The organism is Zymobacter sp. IVIA_12111.31 C1, assembly GCF_047495495.1.
In the GTDB taxonomy this organism is placed as follows: domain Bacteria; phylum Pseudomonadota; class Gammaproteobacteria; order Pseudomonadales; family Halomonadaceae; genus Zymobacter.
The window spans coordinates 2786994-2807526 of the sequence record NZ_CP179930.1 but is presented as its reverse complement, the minus strand read 5'-3'; the positions used below and the strand labels follow the sequence as shown (position 1 = coordinate 2807526).

Here is a 20533-nt window from a genome sequence, read left to right as displayed (position 1 = left end):
GCACGCGACCCTTTTCCCTACTGCCTTGCGGAGGTCTGCGATGCGCCATCGTTTTCTGACCACTCTGGTCTCGTCTCTATGCGTCCTGTTTGCAGCATCGGCCTATGCCGACGAGCGTCCGACGCTTACCGTCTATACCTACGATATCTTCGCGCGCAAGGTGATCACGCCGGAGCTGCGTCAGCAGTTCGAGGCGCAGTGCCAGTGCCAGCTCAACATGGTCGGATTGGGTGATGCGGGCAACATCATGTCGCGTCTGCAGCTGGAAGGAACCCAGACTCAGGCCGATGTGGTGCTGGGAATTGACAACAACCAGCGGGCCGAAGCGCGTCGCAGTGGGTTGTTTGCGCCGCTGCCGACTGATCTTGGTACGCCGACGCTGCCGATCGACTGGCAGGATAAGACCTTCATGCCAGTGGATTGGGGCTGGTTCACCTTTGTTTATGACAGCCAGAAAGTACCCACTCCGCCCGCCAGCCTTGATGAACTGATCAACAGTGATCTGCGTGTGGTGCTGGAAGACCCGCGTACCAGCACGCCGGGGCTTGGCATGCTGCTATGGATGAAGTCCGTCTATGGTGATAAGGCCGCCGAACGCTGGCAGCAGCTAGCACGCCATACCGTAACCGTATCGCGCAATTGGAGCGAAGCCTATGGGCTGTTCCTGCATGGTGAAGCCGATGCAGTGCTGTCCTATTCGACCTCTCCTGCGTATCACATCGAAAAAGAAGGCGAGCATCGCTACAAGGCGATGAATCTGTCGGAAGGGCTGTACATGCAGATTGAGCTGGCGGGCAAGTTGGCGTCGTCGGCGCATCCCCGCGAAGCGGATCAGTTCCTGGCCTTCATTACACAGCCCGCGTTCCAGCAGCGCATGTTGGTGACCAACTGGATGTACCCCGCATGGCATGACAGCGAGATCAAGCGTCCGGCGGGCTACTATCAGGACACCTTCACGCCATCACATACGTTCATGATGGATGACGCCACGCTGGATGCGCATCGCAAGGCGTGGGTACGTGAGTGGCAGTCGGCCATGAGCGGTGCTCGCCGCTGATGGGTAAAGCGTAATGATGATGAGACGAGGCTGGCGTTGGCAGCCCATTGCCACCCTGATGGCGCTTGTGGTGCTGTTGGCATCGTTGATCGGCCCCTTGGGCGCGCTGTTGGTGCGCTATCCCCCTTGGCCGCTGGAGGCGGTCATCGGGGATGAGTACCTGCTAGGCGTGGTACGTTTCACCGTACTGCAGGCGTTGCTGTCGATGGTGCTGTCGATCGTGCCGGCCATATGGGTCGCGCGCGCGCTGGCACGGCGCTCGGCTTTCTTCGGGCGATCGTGGCTGCTGTCGCTGCTGGGGCTACCGATTGTGCTGCCGCCGATCGTAGCGGTATTCGCCATCACGGCGGTGTACGGCTACAACGGTGTCGCCAACCATGTGCTTTTGGCACTCGGGCTGCCGCGGTTGGGATCGGTCTATGGACTGATCGGTATCCTGCTCGGCCATGTCTTCTTTAATCTGCCGCTCGCGGTGCGCTGGCTGTTGCCGCTGTGGGAGCGGATTCCGGTTGAGCACTGGCGCTTGGCGGCGCAGCTGGATATGCCCAGTCGCACTTGTTTTAGCGTGATCGAGTGGCCGGCCATCCGAGGGGCATTGCCGGGTCTGGCGGCGCTCATCTTTCTGCTGTGTCTTACCAGCTTTGCCGTTGTGTTGACCTTGGGTGGCGGCCCGGCTGCCACCACGCTGCCGGTTGCGCTGTACCAGAGCCTGCGTATGGAAAGCGATTTTCCGCTGACGGCGCAGTTGGCATTGTTGCAGATGGTACTGTGCCTGATCGTGCTGGTGATTCTGCCGTGGCGCGCATCGCAGGCTACCGATGAGCCCGAGCGCTTGCAGCGGGTCGATCGTCATGATCGCTACTCGGTAGGGGCGCGCGTGAGCGATGGTGCCGCATTGATGGCCGTTACGCTGTTTGTCGGGCTGCCTGTATTGGCCGCTCTGTTCGAAGGCCTTCGAGGTCCTTGGTTTCAGGTGCTGGCCCAGAGTGCGTTCTGGCAGGTGTGGTGGAGCTCGCTGTGGATCGCTCTGGGAAGCGGCGCGCTGGCACTGCTGATGGGTCTGCCGTTGAGCGCGGGCATGGCCCAGCATCAGGCGCGTTTGCGCCAATGGTTGCAGATGGGTGGCCTGTTTGGACTGGCCGTGCCGACGGTCGTACTGGGAGCGGGCTGGTTCATCCTGCTGCGGGGCAATATCGGGCCGTGGGGCAGCGTGCTCATCATGGTGTCGAATGGTGTGATGTGCGTACCGTACGTGCTGAAGATGATGGTGCCCGCGTGGTCGGTACTGACCGCGCAGTATGGGCCACTACGTGCTCAGTTAGGGTTGTCCGAGCGGCTGTGGTGGTGCCGAGTGCTATGGCCGCTATCACGCACGGCGCTGGGTACAGCACTGGCGGTCAGCCTCTGTATGAGTCTCGGTGATCTGGGCATCGTGGCTATTTTTGGTGATCAGTCCAGTGTCGTGACGCTGCCATTGCTGCTGCAGAACCAGATGTCCGATTATCAGTACGGTGAAGCGGCGGTCACCTCTGCGGCGCTGATGCTGACGATCGGCGCGCTGTTTGCGCTGGTGGATCGTTTAGTCGGCGGACGCCATGTCTATGTTCACACAGACGTTCACAAAGACGTTCATAAGGACCGCGACGATGAATGATGCCGCGCTAGGATTAGTGCTCAAAGAGGCGACTACCTATTACGAAGGGCAGCCGTTCCGGTACTCGCTGGCCGTCAGGCCGGGGGAGTGTCTCGGCGTGGTGGGCCCCAGCGGGGGTGGCAAGAGCACGTTGCTCGATATCATCGCGGGTTTTGCACCGCTGGCGGCAGGCAGTGTCTGCGTGAACGGTGAGGACATCAGTCGGCAGAGCGTTGAAGCGCGTCCCGTTACGCTGATGTTCCAGTCGCACAACCTGTTTCCACACATGAGCGTTGCCGACAACGTACTGCTGGGCATCGACCCGCGTCTGAAGCGGCGTCGTGCCGAACGACAGCGCGTGGAGCAGGTGCTGGAAAAGGTAGGATTGGCCGCGTATGGCCAGCGCTTGCCCGGTCAACTTTCGGGCGGTCAGCGCCAGCGCGTTGCTCTGGCGCGAGCGCTACTGCGTGAACGTCCGGTGCTGATGCTGGATGAACCGCTGGCTGCGCTGGGACCGGCGCAGCGCCAAGAAATGCTGACGCTGCTGGATGAACTGACACAGCAGCATCGGCTCAGCGTACTGCTGGTCAGCCACCAGCCCAACGAAATTGCGCCGCTGTGCGCACGCAGTGTCTTTATTGCGGATGGGCAGGTGGCTTGGCAGGGAGCAACCACCGATTTTCAGCGCGCCGATGTGCCTGAGCAGGTGGCGGCGTACCTTGGACGCACCCAGCGCTGACGGAGCATCGTGTCCTTATACAGTAACGCCCAGTGCGGATGACCGGACTGGGCGTTTTCTGTCTGGATGCTGCGCGAGCGTTATTCAGGACGCTGAGGGTGCTCCGGGCGCGCGTTGTCGGCGTTGGCCTTGTCCGCCAGCGTGAAGTCGTGCAGGTCGAAGCGGTGGCCGAGCTTGGCGGCTTTGGTCGCCAGATAGCCCCGGTTGAAGTCGTTCAGACCGGTTGTTAGCGGTACGCGATCGGCGATCTCGACACCGTCCAGTCGCAGCGATTCGACCTTGCGGGGGTTGTTGGTCATCAGGCGCAGCGATGAGATGCCGAGGTGCTTCAGCATGGGCACGCACAGGTCGTAGCGGCGAAGATCGGCCTCGAATCCCAGCTGATGATTGGCTTCGACCGTATCAAGCCCGCTATCCTGAAGCTGATAGGCCTTGATCTTGTTGAGCAGCCCGATGCCACGCCCTTCCTGACGCAGATAGAGCAGTACACCGCGGCCTTCCTCAGCGATGCGGCGCAGCGCTTCCTGCAGCTGATAGCCACAGTCGCAGCGCATTGAGAACAGCGCATCGCCCGTCAGGCATTCGGAATGCACGCGCGCCAGTACCGGCTGACCATCGTCAACCTGACCCAGCGTCAGCGCTACATGCTCCTTGCCGGTATCGGTATCTTCGAAGCCGTGCATGGTGAACGTGGCAAACGATGTAGGTAGCTTACAGCTGGAGATGAACCGTAGCGTCACGGTGAACCCTCTGCATGACAGTGGAAGAGGCCTGACGGCCGGTAAGCGGGGCGTACCGAATGTGGCTATCGGAAAACGCCAGATTCACCGATACTCCGCCAAGACGAAGCGGGAATCAAGACCAATAGTGTACCATTTGATTAGGTGGCTGCTGCAAATTGAAGCTGACAATGTGTCTGGTTGGAAATATTGATGCCGATATGGACACCCCAGCCTGCACAATAGCGTAGCCACATCCGCAGCGTGCGCGGCACCACGTTGCTTCACGGACGAAACCTCGATTAAGGATAGTGCGAACCATGCCGACTTCATCTGCTTCCACGCTCAAGAATGACCGTTTCCTGCGTGCCCTGGCGCGTCAGCCAGTCGACCGCACGCCGGTCTGGATGATGCGGCAGGCGGGGCGCTATCTGCCGGAGTACCTGCAGACCCGTGCAGAAGCCCGCGATTTCATGAGCCTGTGCCGCAACGCCGAGTTGGCCTGTGAGGTCACCCTGCAGCCGCTGCGCCGCTACGCGCTGGATGCAGCTATCCTGTTCTCCGACATTCTTACCATTCCCGATGCGATGGGACTGGGCCTGCATTTCGTGGCGGGGGAAGGCCCACGCTTCCATCATCCCGTACGCGATCGGGCGACAATCGAGGCGCTGCCTGCACTAACGGCGGAGACCGATCTTGATTACGTGATGAACGCTGTGCGCACGATCCGTGGCGCACTGAACGGTGACGTGCCGCTGATTGGCTTCTCCGGCAGCCCGTGGACGCTGGCGACCTACATGGTCGAAGGCGGCCCCAGCAAGGATTTTGGCACCATCAAGGGCATGCTGTACCGCGAGCCGGAAACGCTGCATCTGCTGCTAAGCAAGCTTGCCGATGCGGTGACCGATTACCTTAACGCCCAGATTCGCAGCGGTGCACAGGCGATCCAGATCTTCGATACCTGGGGCGGTGTGTTGACGACGCCGGCCTATCAGGCCTTCTCGCTCGACTATATGACCCGCATCGTCAACGGGCTGATCCGTGAGCACGATGGGCGGCATATCCCGGTCATCCTGTTCACTAAAAATGGAGGGCAGTGGGTCGAGCAGATTGCGGCCAGCGGTTGCGATGCTGTGGGTCTCGACTGGACGACTGAGCTGGGCAGTGCCCGCGCCCGTGTAGGCGGTCAGGTTGCCCTGCAGGGCAATATGGACCCGACCGTGCTGTTAGGGTCGCCCGATGCGATCCGCTCGGAAGTGAAGCGCACGCTGGAAAGTTTCGGGCACGGGGAAGGGCACGTCTTCAACCTCGGCCACGGCATTTCTCAGCACACCCCTCCTGAGAACGTCAGCGTGTTCATCGACACTCTTCACGAACTGTCACCGCAGTTCCATCGCTGACGGTTAGAAGCCGAGGGCGTGCATTACTGTGCTCTCGGCTGTTTCGCTTTCTTCCATCTTTCTTTCCTCTGCCTGCCGCCTTCGATCTCTCCTTCATCAGTATGAGCGCTGCGTTCTGATTGCCTTCACTTCTTCCCCGTAGGTTGAGAAGACAGGTCGAACTCACGCCTGACGCTGCCTCCGACGTTTCACCGCACTTAAACGAACCTCAATGAAGCAATGCTATGAAGGTTCGGTTTGGGCAGCGTCCGCGTCCTGCACTGAAGCACGCAAGGCCATGCCGCTCTGATAAGAAAACCGGTCGAGGAGGCTTGCAGGTGATGAAACGCTGGCGTGGATATGCCGTCATAGGGGGCGTGGCGCTGGGACTGACGGGGTGCGGGCATCAGTGGACCCGCCCTGATGCAACGCCGCTTCAGCTGCAGGAAGATATGGCGCTCTGTCAGCATCAGGCCGAGGATCGGTTTCCCGTTAATGGCGTGCAGCAGCACTATCGCTACTACAGCGCGAGCCGTGGGCGATGCAGCCAGCTGCATCCTTGCCGTCCGGTGCAGCCGTTGCACACGCTGGAACCTCTGGATGAGGTGCGTACGATCGACGTTAACGCGCAGAACCGTGAAGAAGATGTACGAGTGTGTTTGTTAGAGCGCGGGTGGTTGTAGGTCCGCAACAGGATGTGGTTCGTGTGGTGATGCGCAGTGCTGAAGGCCGTTCTGTTCTTGAGGTGTACCACTTAAAGACCGCGTTCTCGCGGCACTCCTTCTACGATAAAGCGTCATACTGATAGCAGAGACTATCCGTGCATGCGCGAGCATGTCGTTGAAGGAGACGGACAGATGATAGGTAGAGTGAGCCGCTGGATGCTGATCGGGAGCGCTGCGCTGCTGATGGCGGGCTGCGCGCATCAGTGGACGCGGCCCGGTGCGACGCCGCAGATGCGCCAACAGGAACTGGGCGCTTGCAGTGCCCAAGCCGAGCAGAAGTTTCCCGTTCGCAATGAGATGGCGATCTACTCCGGCTATACGATGGAGTATGGCTTCTGTAATGAAGCGATGATGGCATGCTTCCCGGGCGACCCGATCAGAATTCTGGTGCCTCAGGTGGAAAGTCATGTGGTGGACGTCAACGAGAAAAGCCGTGAACACACGGTGGCGCAGTGCATGCGAGCAAAAGGCTGGCAGTAAACATCCGATCGACGGGCGGGTTACTCCGCGTGGTTGGTCGACCTCTTTTTCTGCCAATGCACATGCGCGAAAGCCCCGACTCGGTGCCAGCATCCAGAGATACTGCCGAGCGGAGGATTTCATGTCCTATCATGTGACGGTTGATCGAGTGTGATTCATACCGGCGCATGTCTATCTGCGGTCATTGGCCGATAACGCTTTTTATAAAAGTGTGATCCAGTCACCGCCCTGCTTTACGGTGCCGGATCACCATTCATGGACTCCTTCTGGTGAGTGAACGTTTCATGGGTGGAACGTTGGCTCATTCCCTCGTCATTGCCGCTATCCGGCAAGCGCTCACGGCGGTTATGATGATGTTCCCCCGAACATCCCGGCCGTGGGGTCGTGTCGCCCTCTGTTCTGTAGTGCCTCTTCCCATGCTCATCGCGCACTTCTGTGTGTAGCCTGTGCGTCGATGTGCCTACAGTACCATGAGGTGTGGCCGTTGCCCTGCGCCATCAGCGAACAACGGTTGTACAATAATGCACGGATTGAGGAAGCGGCTTAAGTGGGATGACCTGCGTTACTTTCTAGCGCTGGCAGAATCGTCAACGGTAACAGCGGCTTCCAAGCGGCTGGACGTCAGCCACGTAACGGTTTCACGCCGGATCGAACATCTGGAAACGACGCTTTCCTGCCGGTTGTTCGACCGCCAAGAACATGGCTATCGTCTTACCGAACGCGGACGTAGCCTCTACGAACAGGCACAGGCGATGCGTGAAGCGGCCGACGAGCTGTTCCACGCATTGGAGGATGACACTCAAGGGCGTCATACCGTACGCATTTCAGCGACCCACTCGATCGTGCATCAGCTGCTGGTTGATGCACTGCGCGATGTTCACGAACGCTACCCGCACCTCCACCTCGATATGGATATCTCGCTGCGTAACGTCTGCATCGACAAGCGCGAGTCGGATATCGCCATTCGCTTCGACGATGAGCCCGCCGAGAGCCACCGTCGTGTATGTCGCCGACTGGGCGACGTCGATTTCGTGCTGTGCTGCCACCAGGATCATCGCGAGCGCTTTATGGCGATGGAGTCGACCCCCGTTATTACGCTTAGCCCGACGCTTCGTGAAGTGTTCGATTACCGCTATATGCACGAGTGTATGGGGCGTGTAGAACCGCGCCTATCAGTGGATTCCCTGATCGTTCAGCGCGACGCAGCCATCGCCGGATACGGCGTCGCGCTGCTGCCACGGCCTTTCCTCGAAGACAGCCCGTTGGTGTTGTACAGCGACCACGTCCCGCTGCGCCGCACGCTGTGGATGGTGGTGCGTGCCGATATTGCCCAGCTGGGGCCGGTACGCCATGTGATGGATGAGCTGGAACGGTGCATTCAGATGCGTCTGAGCGAAGGGTATACCGCGCCCTGAAGGACGAGACAGAAAAACGCGGACAGGCGCTAACCCGAAGTGCCCTGTCCGTCGCCGAGCGATTGACCAGTACCAGAGCTGCTCCAAGGCTGATCACACCCACACCCACACCCACACCCACACCGTTCATGGCCGTTCTTTGGAGTATGAGGCCACTTATGCAGTGTGTTGTGGATAAGAAGGTCTGCCTGCTGTCATCGTTGGGCCGCTGAAAAAACTCGGCGAGTACGCCACGACCGTGGTGGTATTGACTATCCAGAGGCCGGGTATGGTGCGGTTCTTCCTCCTGTGACTATCGGGAGGCTATCAGTATGAATAATAAGCCTGCTTCTCTTTATTTTATTGATTATTAGCTTTATGAAGTGTCATTTCTGTATTCCATATTTTTGAATAATTATTCTGAATATTTTCATTATGGATAAATAATGAGAGATTTTTCATGGTTATACGAGATACGGTTCGAATCATATTATTCTGATAAAATGAAAAATAATCAATGTCTTGGGTGTGGTATAATTCTGTAATTAAAGATGACAACGATGCCCTGTTAATTACCATTGACTCCCCTTAAAGCCAAATATAATGTTCTTTCAAGAATAGGAGCATTAGGTTCTTATTCGGTCTTTACTTACCGTAATAATTAAGGAGCATGATATGGCAAAAAATGAAACTCTGGACTCAAATAAAAAACAGTCAGAAGTCAAATATATCAAACCGGAAGTTGGTTCCGGATTTATCACTCCACCCCGGATGAGGCCAAACAGCAGGAGGCCGCTAGCAAAGAACAGAAAGACACGAAGTAAGACAACGTTCTGTCTGGTGAATGCTTTGGGGCTGCCTTCAGCCCATCTGGAACGCGGCCTTCGGGTCGCGTTTTTTATTGCGTGCTTGCCGAGTGCGTTTGTGTGGACTGCCTTCCGCTATGGCACGGAAACTCTCGATGAAACGCCGATGATAAAAAGACCGAAGGCCAGACAGCCTTCGGTCAACACAGCGACCCAGTGACTACCCGTCTGGGCGCGCTATGGTCGTGCCACTTGCGTGTTATACCGCGGTAAGGCCAATGAGCAGGGCACTTTCAGCATCCATGGACGGCAGGCGCAGACCTGCGTTGCCCAGCCATTCACCGGTGGCTTCGAAGCCTTCCTGATTCAGCCATGCTGGCAGTACGCGGGTGTTATGGCTGTCGTTTTGTACCGCTTCTGGGCGATCCAGTACGTCGATGCGGTAGCGTTTGTCCGGGTCGAGGTACGGGATGCGCAGGGCTTCGCTCATGGCCCATGCCGGCATCTTGAGCTGTGCGATCAGTACGACCGCATTATCGCCGTCTTCGCTGACGACGGCGTGCGCCAGTACGCGGTCTTCGTCGATGGTTTCAAGGCGTGCGGTGCGGCCTGTGTGCAGCAGGCCTCGCAGTTGTTTGTACAGCTCGATGTAGCGCGCAAAGCCTTCTCGTTCTTCTTCGCTGGCGACCAACGGGTCAAGCTCGACGCCCATATGTCCGAACAGTGCCGTCAGACCGCGGAAGCCAACGTAGTGGCGGCGCAGCGTCGAGTGGCAACGTTCCGCACCGATGTGTGCTCCCATCACTTCCGGCGGGAAGAAGTAGCTCATGCCATGCTGGATGCACTGGCGTTCCAGTGCATCGTTGCAGTCGGATGTCCAGAAGCGCTGTACGTAGCGCAGCACGCCGTAGTCGATACGGGCACCGCCGGAAGCACAGGATTCGAACTCAGTGGTCGGATGCGCTTGGCGCAGCTTGTTCATCAGTGCATAGAAGCGCGCGGTCTGCTCTTGAGAGGACGCGCGGCCTTCATGGCTGGCCTGCACCAGGTCGCGGTTCATATCCCATTTGACGTAGTCGATTGGGAACTCGGTCAGGATCGCATCTACGCGTTCGAACAGATAATCGAAGACCTCGTCGTTGCACAGGTCCAGCACGTACTGGTGGCGCCCCGTCGGCTGATCGTAGCCTGGCAGTCCCAGAACCCAGTCGGGATGAGCGCGATAGAGATCGGAGTCCGGGTTCACCATTTCTGGTTCGAACCACAGGCCGAACTGCATGCCTAGCGAGCGAATATGGTCGACGACCGGCCCCAGCCCCTGCGGATATTTCTTCTCATCGACATACCAGTCACCCAGCCCTGCGTAGTCATCGTTGCGATGGCGGAACCAACCGTCATCGATGATGAAGCGTTCGATGCCCAATGCTTTGGAGGCGGTCGCCATGTTCATGATGTATTCAGGATCATGGTCGAAATAGACGCCTTCCCAGATGTTGAGCTGTACAGGGCGTTCGGCATCCACCGGGAACGTCAGTAGCTGCTGGCGCACGTACTGATGGAACGCGTGGCTCATGGTATTAAGACCTGCGTCGCCATAGCTGGCATACAGCCACGGGGTTTCCAGCGATTCATTGGTGTCGAGGCTGATCTCGCCTGCCTGATACAGTGCTTCGGTCTGCATGAAGCGGCGGCCGTCGCTTTTCACGTCGTAGCGGATGCGGTGATCGCCGGTCCAGCCCAGATGGATCCCCCAGACTTCACCGTGGCACTCGCCGAAGTGTGCACTCCCGGCTACCATGCCGGGGAAGTATTCGTGTTGGCGACCGCGGCGGCTTTCCTGAATGTAGCTGCCGTGGGTCGGTGCGATACGGTGGGTCTGGAATTCCTGCAGCCAGCGGCCGTGAAAGCCCATCAGTTCCTGCGCGCGATCAGGAAGCGGTAGGGTCAGAGCAAGGCGCTGTACGCTGTAGGCACCGTCACCCAGATTGGTGAGCTGCTGGCGCATGCGCAGCACACCGGTTTCCGGATCAAGCTGCAACGTGGCGGTCAGCGCCAGCTGGGCGATGTCATCCTGACTGTTGATGACCAGAAGGCCCACATCTTCATCCGTATCGTAGTCGACGGTCGAGAAGATCGGGGCCCAGTCCTGACCGCTGCGATGGCCTTCCAATCCCGGGCTAGAGAACAGGCCGCGCCCTTGTTCCGGCGACAGCGTGATCGGTGCCGTGACATCAAGGCGACCGTTGGGTACGGGGTAGGCGAGGCTGTCGGCAAAATCGGCGTCGAACGTTTCCAGTCGTTTGCCCCAGTACACGATTTCCGAATAGGGCGTGACGCGTACGATGACGCTGGTATTTCCGCCATCAAGTTTTACTAGTGTGTTGTCCATGATAGTACGTAATTTCCCTTGAAGTGATGATTCGTTATCCAAAAGGCGTATATAACGATGCATATAAAATGGCATGGGCAAGTCTAACTGGCCGTACCATTAATATAACTTCCGGTCATCATTCGATAATGATTCTACTGGATCATCTTTATAGGTATGACCGTTTCTTTCGTTGCCTGCAAATCATTACTCATCGCTATTTTCATTGAAAGCGGAATATGTTGTGGGACGCGGTGTTCAGAAAGAGTAACTATATTATGTTACGTAAATGGTAATTAAGCGCCCACGAACTTATCCATAAGTATAATATGCTATTGAAATCACCATGTTATGCCAGCAGTTAAACATAAAGGATAATAATCAATAGTATTATGAAAAGAGCGGTTAGCGTTGCTAATCACGCTAGGTGAGGGGTGCCATTAAGTATATAGAGCATTGGTATAATATAAAATATGTCATCCATTATAGAAGGCAATATGGGGCTATATGCAGGCGTTATCCCGAAGGCAGCATCTTGCGTCAACCTGTCGCTTTTGGCACCAGAACCGCTCTGCTACTTTGTAAGATTGCATTGGCGTGTTGCTGCTGTTTCTGTGTTATCCCTCTTTTTATTCAGCGGCTTGCATACGCTCTCACTCCTTCCCTGATCCGGCATGTGCCGGGCTTGGACAATCATCAGGAATCGTCATGGAACTGCTGTGCCCCGCAGGCAATCTCCCTGCGCTGAAGACGGCTATCGACGAAGGGGCCGATGCGGTCTACATCGGTCTGAAGGACGATACCAACGCACGTCACTTCGCCGGACTGAACTTCAACGAGCGCCGCCTCGAACAGGCCGTCGACTACACCCATCGCCACGGTCGCAAGCTTCATATCGCCGTCAACACCTTCGCTCATCCCGACGGCTTCGAACGTTGGCAGCGTGCGGTCGACATGGCCGCAAGCATCGGTGCTGACGTACTGATTCTGGCCGATCTGGCCATGCTGGAATATGCCGCTGAGCGCTACCCGCATATTGAACGTCATGTCTCCGTGCAGGCGTCGGCTACCAATCTCGAAGCGATTCACTTCTATAAACGTCACTTTGACGTTGGCCGTGTAGTGCTGCCCCGCGTGCTGTCGCTCAAGCAGGTGCAGATGTTGGCCAAGGATACCCCCGTGCCGCTGGAGGTGTTCGGCTTCGGCAGCCTGTGCATTATGTCGGAAGGGCGCTGCTATCTGTCGTCTTATTTGACAGGTGAATCGCCCAATACTGTGGGAGCCTGTTCGCCGGCCAAGTACGTGCGTTGGGAAGAAGGTCTGCAAGGGCTGGATGCACGTCTCAACGAAGTGCTGATCGACCGCTATCATGCCGGTGAGAACGCGGGCTATCCGACCCTGTGCAAGGGCCGCTATGACGTTGACGGCGAGCGCTATCACGCTCTTGAGGAACCGACCAGCCTCAACACGCTGGAGCTGTTGCCACAGTTAATGGCAGCCGGTATCGCATCCATCAAGATCGAAGGGCGTCAGCGCAGCCCTGCCTACGTCGGGCAGGTCGCGAAGGTTTGGCGTCAGGCTATTGATCGCTGCAAGGCCTCTCGTGAGCAGTATCGGGTCGAACCGCAGTGGATGCAGGCATTGGGCAATGTGTCCGAAGGGGCGCAGACCACTCTGGGCGCTTACGAACGCACCTGGCAATAGGAGAGAACTTCATGCAATACGCACTGGGTAATGTGCTGTTCTACTGGCCCAAGGCGCAGATGGAGGACTTCTATGCGCAGGCGGCCAACAGCAGTGCCGATATCGTCTATCTGGGAGAGTCTGTTTGTGCCAAGCGTCGCGAGCTGGCGCTGGACGACTGGCTATCGCTGGCCGCTGAGCTAAAGGCGGCAGGCAAGCAGGTCGTGCTGTCGTCGATGGCGCTGATGGAGAATACCGGGCCGCTCCAGAAGCTGATCCAGAGCGTGGATAACGGCGATGTATTGATCGAAGCCAACGACCTTGGCGCGGTTAACATGCTAGCGGAACACTCGCTGCCATTCGTCGCGGGTTACGCGCTTAACGTCTATAACGCGCCAACGCTGCGCCTGCTGAAACGGCAAGGCATGACGCGCTGGTGCATGCCGGTCGAGCTGTCCCGTGACTGGCTGGTTAATACGCTGGATCAGTGCGAATCGCTGGGCATCCGTGACAGCTTCGAAGTAGAAGTGTTCTCGTATGGGCACTTGCCGCTGGCCTATTCGGCTCGCTGCTTCACGGCGCGCTCCGAACACCTCCCCAAGGACAAGTGCGAGCGCTGCTGTATTCACTATCCTCAAGGGCGTCGCGTCATGTCCCAAGAGCAGCAACAGGTCTTCGTGCTCAATGGCATTCAGACCATGAGCGGCTACTGCTATCACTTGGGCAATGAACTGGCATCGATGAAAGGGCTAGTCGACATCGTGCGCATTTCACCGGAAGACACCGATGCGTTCGCGCTGGTGGACCATTTTCGTGCCAATGAAGATGGGCAGGCACCGTTCGCTCTCCAAGATCAGCACGACTGCAACGGTTACTGGCGTCGTGTGGCTGGCTTAGAACTGGTCAGCTAGGACGCTGTAGGCGTCATCGTAGGCGCGCGCTGCCTGCGATGATGCCTGCTTCATCTATCGCAATTTTCCCTGCGCCAATGTCTCCGCTTTTTGCCTTTCGATGCGTGCACCACGCGCGTTGTCGAGGCCGCCGTCTATACTCAATGCAGCAGTGAATTCATCAACTCGGCCCGGTGCTATTGAGCCTGTCTGAGTGCTATCTGCTTCTGTACTACCTTCCTGAGTACTTTTGCATAAGTACTATCTGCATGAGCACTACACGTCACGGAGAGACGCCCATGAAACTGCATACAATCACGTTGGTGCTGTGCGCGGCCGCCGCATTGGCGGGCTGTTCTGCATCAGCGACGCGCACAAGCGATACCAGTAACCACAAGGCTACCTACCACCTCGACTGTTCCGGTACGTTTCTGTCGATGAACTCCTGCGTCGAAAAGGCGAACAATGTATGCCCGCAAGGCTACGATGTGATCGATAAGAATCGGGAAGAAGTGAAGGAACACAAGTCGCAGTCCCGTCAGGACGGGGCCGTGGTCGGCAAGGAACTGAAGGAAATGGATATCCGTTGCCACTGAGGCACTTTCAGCAGAGCGGCTGGCCATCGGTCAGCCGCTTTTTTTATGGCATGTTTTATGCGCAAATGAATACCCGAGTCTACGAGAATAGAACAATAATAAAAGATATTTTGGGCTCTTCTACTATTTGATCATCATACCAACGTCTCAATATTAACGATGCATATCTTTCCAGGTTATGGAATTGTAAATGTATCGGATAGACCGCTAGCCCAGAGGATAAAAGTGCTGCACCCGATAACGCCTTGGAAAAGGCATTAGAGCAGGGAAGCACTATCTACTTCCGTTCTACGCCGATGGTGTTATGGCACGGGGGAAAGAACTGTGGCGTTATTATCGTGATGACGGTGATCCTGCAGTGGGTTTGCTTGGCAGAGGTCTGTATTAAACAGCGTCGATAAGATGTGCCGTAATATCCGTAAAAAATTGAGCATGACAGTGCCATGATAATAAATTGGCTGTGTATGGCATCTGTTCCTTTCATGGAAGTGAAATATTTTCATGAAGTATAAGGCGCATGGCATGATGCTGGCTGATAATGATGATTACGGACGATATCCGTTATCGGTGCCATACGTTAGCGCTATTATGTATAAGCCGTTTGTTTCCAGGCACTGATTCTCAACTTACACATCGTAATGGAGCACGACATGCAAGTACTTGTCACTGGTGCTGGATGTGCTGGATGTGCAGGAAGCGGTGGCCGAGCAGTACGAAGCCAAAACGGGTTTGAAGGAAACCTTCTACGTCTGCAAACCGATTAGAGGGGCAGGCCTTTACTAAAAGGCGCTAGTGGAACGCCGTTACGAGTGCTGCGCTCCGTTAGTTCGCGCTCAGGTGCGTTGGAGAATAGAGGGATCCCCAATGTACCTGAGCGCGCTGTCGTTTCAGTGTCTGAAAACGACGCTACCGTTTGGGCGCTATCAGCGGGTCAGTGCATTGCCCGTGGCGGCTTCTTCCAACCGTTTGACGTAGTCGGCGGCCTGTTCATCCCCTTCGTTCGGTGCCCAGCGCATGACCAGCTTGGCATCCTCTTCGCGGTACGGTCCCTGCTTCACCTCAATAAACAGCGCGTGATCGCTCATGCAGACCATCGAGTGCACGGTGTTCGGCGGCATCTGTACGGCAAAGGTGTCGTTATCAGGGCCGAGGCGTAGGGTCTGCTTCACCATACCTTCATCGTTGAAGATCAGCAGCTTGATATCACCATCCACGACCTGAAACAGTTCCCAGTCCTGACCGGCCGGATGCTTGTGCGGCGGAATATAGGTGCCGCGGCGCAGGCCGACGACGATGCGCTGGACGGGGTCCTGCGATTTTTCATGCAGCCGTTCGTGGGCGCGCAGGCGGGGGGAAGCATCCGCCTGACGATAGAGGGCGTCGCGGAACTGATCGTTGAGGATACGCATGTCGTTCTCCTGAAACAGATAAGCAAGGCGGGCCGCGAGGTCAACGTCCATGATGACCGCTGTCACGAGGCACGGGGTCAACGCCATGCCAGTAATGCATGAGCGTACCCGCCCTTTAATCGTATCTGACTGTCTGGGCGGGGAATTGGTTCATCATGTCCTGTTCGGATAATGACCGATACCTGGACTTTAGATTAGCGCTTGCAGGCGTTCAGCGCTTCATTCCCGGCCATTTGTGGCGTTCGACGCGCTGAGCCGCATAGATGCCGTGTGGTCCCGAGAAAAGATAGCTGATCACGCAGGCAATCAAGGCATAAGGGGCAATGGCGGGCCCGAACAGCTCGATGGCCATCAGAGTTGAGGCCAGCGGTGTATTGGCGGCTCCGGCGAAAACGGCCACGAAACCCACACTGGCCAGCAGGGCCACCGGTTGATGGGATAGCTGGGCGAGGGCATTGCCAAAGGTGGTGCCGATGTAGAACAGGGGGGTGACCTCGCCACCTTTGAAGCCGCTGCCCAGTGACAGCGCCGTGAAGCCAAGCTTGCCCAGCGCATCCTGAAGCGGTACGGGAGCGCGCAGGGCGCTTTCGATGACGGGAACGCCCAGCCCGATGTAGCGGTCGAGGCCCGCGATATCCATCACCAGTAGCGCGATGATGGCCCCACCGATAAACGGTCGCAGCGGTGCCCAAGGGATCAGCTGCTTGAGCAGTGCTGAGATGCGTTGCGTCAGCCACGAGAAAAGACGCGCCATCAGGCCGAACAGTGCACCTGCGACAACGACCGCTACGACGGGCGTTAAGGAGAGCGAAGGCACAATGGCCGTAGGATAGTGGGTGTGATGTGCTCCCCACAGTAGGCAGGTTGCGTGAGCGATCAGTGACGCGGCCATGCAGGGAAACAGGGCATCGTAGCGCATCGCGCCAATAGCCAGCACTTCTAGGCCGAAGACCGTGCCTGCCAGCGGTGTGCCGAACACCGAGGCAAAACCTGCCCCGATCCCCATCACCAGCAGGATACGCCGTGTCTCGCCGTCAAGGTGGAGGCGATGTGCCCACTGATCGGCAATGGCACCGCCCATCTGAATGGCTGTGCCTTCGCGCCCGACCGAGGCACCGAACAGATGCGAGATGACGGTGCCGACCAGCACCATTGGCATCATGCGGAATGGGATGGTGGCGCGCGGTTCGTGGATTTCGTCCAGAATCAGGTTATTGCCGCGTTCGACGCTACTGCCGAAGCGCAGGAAACACCAGCCGACGATAAGCCCGGCCACGGGCAGGGCCCAGATCAGCTGAGGATGCATCTGACGGGTGCCGGTGGCCCAATCGAGGGCCATCAGAAAGAACGCCGAAGCGGTACCAATGGGAATGCCCGTCAGCAGAGCAATTAGCAGCCAGCGACCTATCCAGCAGGGAAGGGAAAGAAAATAAGACCAGCGTTGGTTCATAAGACGCTCCGTGATGAAAAACAGATTCGGCATTCACGGAAGCGGGGGAAGGGAGCGCGCGCTGCGGATACACCTGCCTCTTCCCCAGTTTCCGGGAATATCAGCAGGCACCATCAGCCAAAGGGCGGTTATAAGGAGGTGTGCCATCTCCTGATGCTAGATGAGCTTACCATGCGCCGGTGCGAAAAGGGTATGGCATGAATCGCCGGAGACACGATTCGTGCCATAGTCCTTACACGCCATGCCCCTTACGGGTGTGATGGCAGTGACGGCGTATGAGTGGTTGCCTGCGGTTGATCTTCCAGACTGTGTTCTACGAAGTCGGCCAGACGCTCCATGCCGATGCGTAGCGCCTTAGGCATGGAATCCAGTTCGATGGCATCCATCAGGTTTTTGACGTACAGCCCTAGCTCCGTATCCCCTTCAATGATTAAGCGACGCTGGAAGAACAGCGTATCAGGGTCCTGACGGCGGGCAGAGATCATCAGCAGGTCGTTGGCGTCACCGCTGAAGCTGACGTCGGCGGTGCCCTGTTCGCGGATGATCGGCTGGTCGTTCTCAATGGTCATGTACCACGAGAGACCAAGGTCACGGATGTCGATATGGATCCAGCGGCCCTCAAGAAAGTCGAGTTCGCCTTCTTCGAGCGCCTGACGGAACTGCCAACGCAGCACCTGTTCCAGCAGCTGACGCTTGAGAGCAAAAGGCGTCAGGCTAAGCGGTAGTTTCAGCCATGACGGACCTTGGCGTACCAGTCGAGCGCGCAGTGATTTCAGCATGGCACCGATTCCTTGTGCAGAATGACGATCTAATGCGTTCAGCTTAGCATGCCGCACCCCGTTCTCGACCGAGGTGCGGCATTGTTGCGGGCGCTCTACTCCCGCCTTGGCGTTGGCGGCCGCTATGCTAGATCGCCGCGCGCCTCTTCGAGTGCTTCTTCGGCTTCCAGCCATTCCGCTTCCAGCGCTTCAACCTGTGCGGCCAGCTCGCCCTGACGTTGCGTCAGCGTTAGCAGCTCGGCCTTGCGGGCCTCTTCATACAGAGTGGGGTCGGCCAGCTGCTGTTCGATGTCAGCGATGGTGGCCTGCGCTTTCTCGAGCGCCTTTTCGGCACGGTCGCGGACCTGTGTCAGTGGCTTGAGTTGGGCACGCAGGGCGGCAGCGGCCTGACGCTGAGCCTTTTTGTCGACGCGGGTGGTGTCGTCGCCCTGAGCTTCTGCAGGAGCCACCTCTGAGTGCGATGGCGTTGCCGTGATGGGGTTCTGAGCGGCGGCATCCTCGGTTTCCGGGGCGGGTGTACCCGTGCGAGTACGCAGCCAAGCCTGATAGTCGTCCAGATCGCCATCGAACGGGTTGACCTGCCCATCTACGACGCACCAGAACGTGTCGATGCTGGCACGTAGCAGATAGCGATCGTGCGATACGATCACGACCGCGCCTTCGAACAGCGCCAGTGCGTTGGTCAGTGCCGCGCGCATCTCCAGATCAAGGTGGTTGGTCGGTTCATCAAGCAGCAGCAGGTTGGGTTTCTGCCACGCGATCAGCGCCAGCGCTAGGCGCGCCTTTTCACCCCCCGAGAAGTTGCCGACCGTAGCGAACACATCGTCGCCGCGGAAGCCGAAGCTGCCGAGGAACGTGCGTACTTCTTGATCCGACGCCTTGGGTGACAGGGTGAGGATATGTTGATGAGGTGTGCCTTCCATGTTCAGTGCGTCGACCTGATGCTGAGCGAAGTAGCCCAGTTGCAGGTGCTCGCCTTCCACGCGTTGACCCGCCAGCAGTGGCAGATCGCCAACCAGGGCCTTGATCAGGGTCGACTTGCCCGCGCCGTTGGGGCCAAGCAGACCGATACGGTGCCCAGGCTGCAGTGACAGGCGTACGTTGGTCAGCGTAGGCGCATCGCCGTAGCCGATATCGGCTTCGTCCAGCGACAGCAGCGGCGACGATACTTTGTCAGCCATCGGCAAGCGGAACTGGAACGGCGAGTGAGCACGCAGAGGCGCTTCGCTGTCGAGGCGTTCGAGCATCTTCAAGCGGCTCTGTGCCTGCTTGGCCTTGCTGGCCTTGGCGCGGAAGCGGCGGACGAAGTCTTCCAGCTCTGCACGGCGGGTCTGCTGCTTCTCGAACTCGGCCTGCTGCTGTAGCAGTCGCTCGGCGCGGGTGCGTTCGAAAGCCGTGAAGTTGCCTTTGTAGAGGGCCAGACGGCGATTGTCGAAATGGATGATGTGGTCGCAGACGCCGTCGAGGAAGTCGCGGTCGTGAGCGATCAGCATCAGCGTGCCCGGGTAGCGGCGCAGCCACTGTTCGAGCCAATAGAGGGCGTCGATATCCAAGTGGTTGGTCGGTTCGTCGAGCAGCAGCACGTCGGATGGCATGAACAGCGTACGGGCAAGGTTGGCGCGCATGCGCCAGCCACCGGAGAACGCACGCATGGGCTGATCCAGTTCATGCTGAGCGAAGCCCAGTCCCACCAGCAGCTGCTCGGCCCGCGCTCGCGCGCTGTAGCCATCGTGCACTTCATAGTGCCCCAGCGCCTCGGCGTAGCGCATGTCATCGCCAGAGGCCAGAGCCTCTTCAATGTCGCGTTCCACGGCACGCAGGGCCTGATCACCGTCCAGTACGTAGTCAGTGATCGAGCGATCAAGCGCCTCGACCTCCTGAGCCATGTGCGCGATGCGGCGCTGGGCCGGCATTTCGACGTCGCCTCGGTCAGCGTGCAGCTCGCCTAGCATCAGCTTGAACAGGCTGGACTTGCCGGCGCCGTTAGGGCCGACGATCCCGACCTTGTAGCCCTCGTGTAGCGTCAGGTCGGCTTCTTCGATCAGCACGGTGCCGGCGCGCTGTAACGCCAACTGGCGGAATGCGATCATGAGAGTCTCCTTGTCGGACAGGGGCGCTGCCGCTGACCATGTGCATATATAGGCGGGCATTCTAGCCGACCCGTGAGGTCTACTCTATGCCTGAAGCAGATTGATCCGAGGATTCCGACGTTCAGGGAACATCTCGGTAACATAAAGCGTCTATAGTAGATATGTCTTTGATCGCTATGGCTCAGGTTATCTGTATCGGCTTTTTTCGAAATGAACACGGCCATATGCGGTATACACTGATGCCATAAGTGACGGTTTTCCATGTGCGCATCACATGGTGTCATGGAGACGAATAGGTTCCCGATGTGTTCGACAGCCTGAGGGCAAGGCGCAGCG

The 20533-nt window shown here is 57.8% G+C and carries 18 protein-coding genes and 1 riboswitch; of the genes, 12 read left to right on the top strand and 6 right to left on the bottom strand.

Annotation, left to right across the window (positions count from 1 at the left end; all coding sequences use genetic code 11):
- The first annotated feature begins 40 nt into the window (after nucleotides 1-40).
- The 3 genes from thiB to ACMHYW_RS12515 are packed head-to-tail and all read left to right on the top strand — an operon-like array spanning nucleotide 41 to nucleotide 3429.
- Nucleotides 41-1057 (top strand): thiamine ABC transporter substrate binding subunit, encoded by a 1017-nt coding sequence (gene thiB, locus ACMHYW_RS12525; protein ID WP_414500207.1) that lies wholly within the window; start codon nucleotides 41-43, stop codon nucleotides 1055-1057.
- 13 nt (nucleotides 1058-1070) lie between these two features.
- Nucleotides 1071-2711 carry a thiamine/thiamine pyrophosphate ABC transporter permease ThiP gene (locus ACMHYW_RS12520; RefSeq protein WP_414500206.1) on the top strand — a complete coding sequence of 547 codons (1641 nt, stop codon included), beginning with the start codon at nucleotides 1071-1073 and terminating at the stop codon, nucleotides 2709-2711.
- Entirely contained in the window at nucleotides 2704-3429 is a 726-nt protein-coding gene (locus ACMHYW_RS12515; RefSeq protein WP_414500205.1) for an ATP-binding cassette domain-containing protein, read from the top strand. Before ACMHYW_RS12520 ends, ACMHYW_RS12515 begins: the two co-directional genes overlap by 8 nt.
- A gap of 80 nt (nucleotides 3430-3509) precedes the next feature.
- Here the strand turns inward: ACMHYW_RS12515 and ribA are convergent, their stop codons facing one another.
- Nucleotides 3510-4169 (bottom strand): GTP cyclohydrolase II, encoded by a 660-nt coding sequence (gene ribA / locus ACMHYW_RS12510; protein ID WP_414500204.1) that lies wholly within the window; start codon nucleotides 4167-4169, stop codon nucleotides 3510-3512.
- A 299-nt stretch (nucleotides 4170-4468) separates the two neighbouring features.
- On the opposite strand from ribA, the gene hemE reads away from it, so the two are divergent.
- From hemE to ACMHYW_RS12485, 5 genes are all read left to right on the top strand, one after another.
- Nucleotides 4469-5548 (top strand): uroporphyrinogen decarboxylase, encoded by a 1080-nt coding sequence (gene hemE / locus ACMHYW_RS12505; RefSeq protein WP_414500203.1) that lies wholly within the window; start codon nucleotides 4469-4471, stop codon nucleotides 5546-5548.
- Between the two features lie 320 nt (nucleotides 5549-5868).
- Entirely contained in the window at nucleotides 5869-6210 is a 342-nt protein-coding gene (locus ACMHYW_RS12500) for a hypothetical protein (protein WP_414500202.1), read from the top strand.
- A gap of 174 nt (nucleotides 6211-6384) precedes the next feature.
- Nucleotides 6385-6732: a hypothetical protein gene (locus tag ACMHYW_RS12495; protein WP_414500201.1), complete on the top strand. Its 348-nt coding sequence runs from the start codon at nucleotides 6385-6387 to the stop codon at nucleotides 6730-6732.
- A 521-nt stretch (nucleotides 6733-7253) separates the two neighbouring features.
- Nucleotides 7254-8147, top strand: a complete 894-nt coding sequence (locus ACMHYW_RS12490) for a LysR family transcriptional regulator (RefSeq protein ID WP_414500200.1) — start codon at nucleotides 7254-7256, stop codon at nucleotides 8145-8147.
- Between the two features lie 654 nt (nucleotides 8148-8801).
- The gene (locus ACMHYW_RS12485) at nucleotides 8802-9152 is read left to right on the top strand and encodes a hypothetical protein (RefSeq protein WP_414500199.1); all 351 of its coding nucleotides are present in this window, start codon (nucleotides 8802-8804) and stop codon (nucleotides 9150-9152) included.
- Between the two features lie 39 nt (nucleotides 9153-9191).
- Here the strand turns inward: ACMHYW_RS12485 and ACMHYW_RS12480 are convergent, their stop codons facing one another.
- The gene (locus tag ACMHYW_RS12480) at nucleotides 9192-11321 is read right to left on the bottom strand and encodes an alpha-galactosidase (protein WP_414500198.1); all 2130 of its coding nucleotides are present in this window, start codon (nucleotides 11319-11321) and stop codon (nucleotides 9192-9194) included.
- A 687-nt stretch (nucleotides 11322-12008) separates the two neighbouring features.
- Here ACMHYW_RS12480 and ubiU point away from each other — a divergent pair.
- The 4 genes from ubiU to ACMHYW_RS12460 all read left to right on the top strand — a co-directional run bounded on the left by ubiU (nucleotide 12009) and on the right by ACMHYW_RS12460 (nucleotide 15252).
- Nucleotides 12009-13004, top strand: coding sequence for a ubiquinone anaerobic biosynthesis protein UbiU (ubiU, locus tag ACMHYW_RS12475; protein WP_414500197.1), 996 nt, complete (start codon nucleotides 12009-12011; stop codon nucleotides 13002-13004).
- A gap of 11 nt (nucleotides 13005-13015) precedes the next feature.
- Nucleotides 13016-13894, top strand: coding sequence for a U32 family peptidase (locus ACMHYW_RS12470; protein ID WP_414500196.1), 879 nt, complete (start codon nucleotides 13016-13018; stop codon nucleotides 13892-13894).
- A 278-nt stretch (nucleotides 13895-14172) separates the two neighbouring features.
- Nucleotides 14173-14469 (top strand): hypothetical protein, encoded by a 297-nt coding sequence (locus ACMHYW_RS12465; protein ID WP_414500195.1) that lies wholly within the window; start codon nucleotides 14173-14175, stop codon nucleotides 14467-14469.
- 660 nt (nucleotides 14470-15129) lie between these two features.
- The gene (locus ACMHYW_RS12460; protein ID WP_414500194.1) at nucleotides 15130-15252 is read left to right on the top strand and encodes a hypothetical protein; all 123 of its coding nucleotides are present in this window, start codon (nucleotides 15130-15132) and stop codon (nucleotides 15250-15252) included.
- A 140-nt stretch (nucleotides 15253-15392) separates the two neighbouring features.
- Here ACMHYW_RS12460 and ACMHYW_RS12455 read toward each other — a convergent pair whose 3' ends face one another.
- From ACMHYW_RS12455 to ACMHYW_RS12440, 4 genes are all read right to left on the bottom strand, one after another.
- Nucleotides 15393-15965 (bottom strand): WbuC family cupin fold metalloprotein, encoded by a 573-nt coding sequence (locus tag ACMHYW_RS12455; protein ID WP_414500193.1) that lies wholly within the window; start codon nucleotides 15963-15965, stop codon nucleotides 15393-15395.
- Between the two features lie 124 nt (nucleotides 15966-16089).
- The gene (locus tag ACMHYW_RS12450; protein WP_414500192.1) at nucleotides 16090-17328 is read right to left on the bottom strand and encodes a voltage-gated chloride channel family protein; all 1239 of its coding nucleotides are present in this window, start codon (nucleotides 17326-17328) and stop codon (nucleotides 16090-16092) included.
- 97 nt (nucleotides 17329-17425) lie between these two features.
- Nucleotides 17426-17488: riboswitch (Fluoride riboswitch) on the bottom strand.
- Between the two features lie 88 nt (nucleotides 17489-17576).
- Entirely contained in the window at nucleotides 17577-18107 is a 531-nt protein-coding gene (ubiT, locus tag ACMHYW_RS12445; protein WP_414500191.1) for a ubiquinone anaerobic biosynthesis accessory factor UbiT, read from the bottom strand.
- Nucleotides 18108-18229: 122 nt separating this feature from the next.
- A complete protein-coding gene (locus ACMHYW_RS12440; protein ID WP_414500190.1) occupies nucleotides 18230-20197 on the bottom strand; it encodes an ABC-F family ATP-binding cassette domain-containing protein in 1968 nt (655 codons plus the stop codon).
- Nucleotides 20198-20533: the final 336 nt, after the last annotated feature.

What these genes read in the sequence shown, in the direction of transcription:
- hemE (WP_414500203.1), top strand. Translation starts at nt 4,469, where the DNA reads ATGCCGACTTCATCTGCTTCCACGCTCAAGAATGACCGTTTCCTGCGT.
- ACMHYW_RS12500 (WP_414500202.1), top strand. Translation starts at nt 5,869, where the DNA reads ATGAAACGCTGGCGTGGATATGCCGTCATAGGGGGCGTGGCGCTGGGA.
- ubiT (WP_414500191.1), bottom strand. Translation starts at nt 18,107, where the DNA reads ATGCTGAAATCACTGCGCGCTCGACTGGTACGCCAAGGTCCGTCATGG.
- ACMHYW_RS12465 (WP_414500195.1), top strand. Translation starts at nt 14,173, where the DNA reads ATGAAACTGCATACAATCACGTTGGTGCTGTGCGCGGCCGCCGCATTG.
- ACMHYW_RS12455 (WP_414500193.1), bottom strand. Translation starts at nt 15,965, where the DNA reads ATGGCGTTGACCCCGTGCCTCGTGACAGCGGTCATCATGGACGTTGAC.
- ACMHYW_RS12495 (WP_414500201.1), top strand. Translation starts at nt 6,385, where the DNA reads ATGATAGGTAGAGTGAGCCGCTGGATGCTGATCGGGAGCGCTGCGCTG.
- ACMHYW_RS12450 (WP_414500192.1), bottom strand. Translation starts at nt 17,328, where the DNA reads ATGAACCAACGCTGGTCTTATTTTCTTTCCCTTCCCTGCTGGATAGGT.
- ACMHYW_RS12520 (WP_414500206.1), top strand. Translation starts at nt 1,071, where the DNA reads ATGATGATGAGACGAGGCTGGCGTTGGCAGCCCATTGCCACCCTGATG.
- ACMHYW_RS12490 (WP_414500200.1), top strand. Translation starts at nt 7,254, where the DNA reads ATGCACGGATTGAGGAAGCGGCTTAAGTGGGATGACCTGCGTTACTTT.
- ACMHYW_RS12470 (WP_414500196.1), top strand. Translation starts at nt 13,016, where the DNA reads ATGCAATACGCACTGGGTAATGTGCTGTTCTACTGGCCCAAGGCGCAG.
- thiB (WP_414500207.1), top strand. Translation starts at nt 41, where the DNA reads ATGCGCCATCGTTTTCTGACCACTCTGGTCTCGTCTCTATGCGTCCTG.
- ACMHYW_RS12440 (WP_414500190.1), bottom strand. Translation starts at nt 20,197, where the DNA reads ATGATCGCATTCCGCCAGTTGGCGTTACAGCGCGCCGGCACCGTGCTG.
- ubiU (WP_414500197.1), top strand. Translation starts at nt 12,009, where the DNA reads ATGGAACTGCTGTGCCCCGCAGGCAATCTCCCTGCGCTGAAGACGGCT.
- ACMHYW_RS12515 (WP_414500205.1), top strand. Translation starts at nt 2,704, where the DNA reads ATGAATGATGCCGCGCTAGGATTAGTGCTCAAAGAGGCGACTACCTAT.
- ACMHYW_RS12485 (WP_414500199.1), top strand. Translation starts at nt 8,802, where the DNA reads ATGGCAAAAAATGAAACTCTGGACTCAAATAAAAAACAGTCAGAAGTC.
- ACMHYW_RS12480 (WP_414500198.1), bottom strand. Translation starts at nt 11,321, where the DNA reads ATGGACAACACACTAGTAAAACTTGATGGCGGAAATACCAGCGTCATC.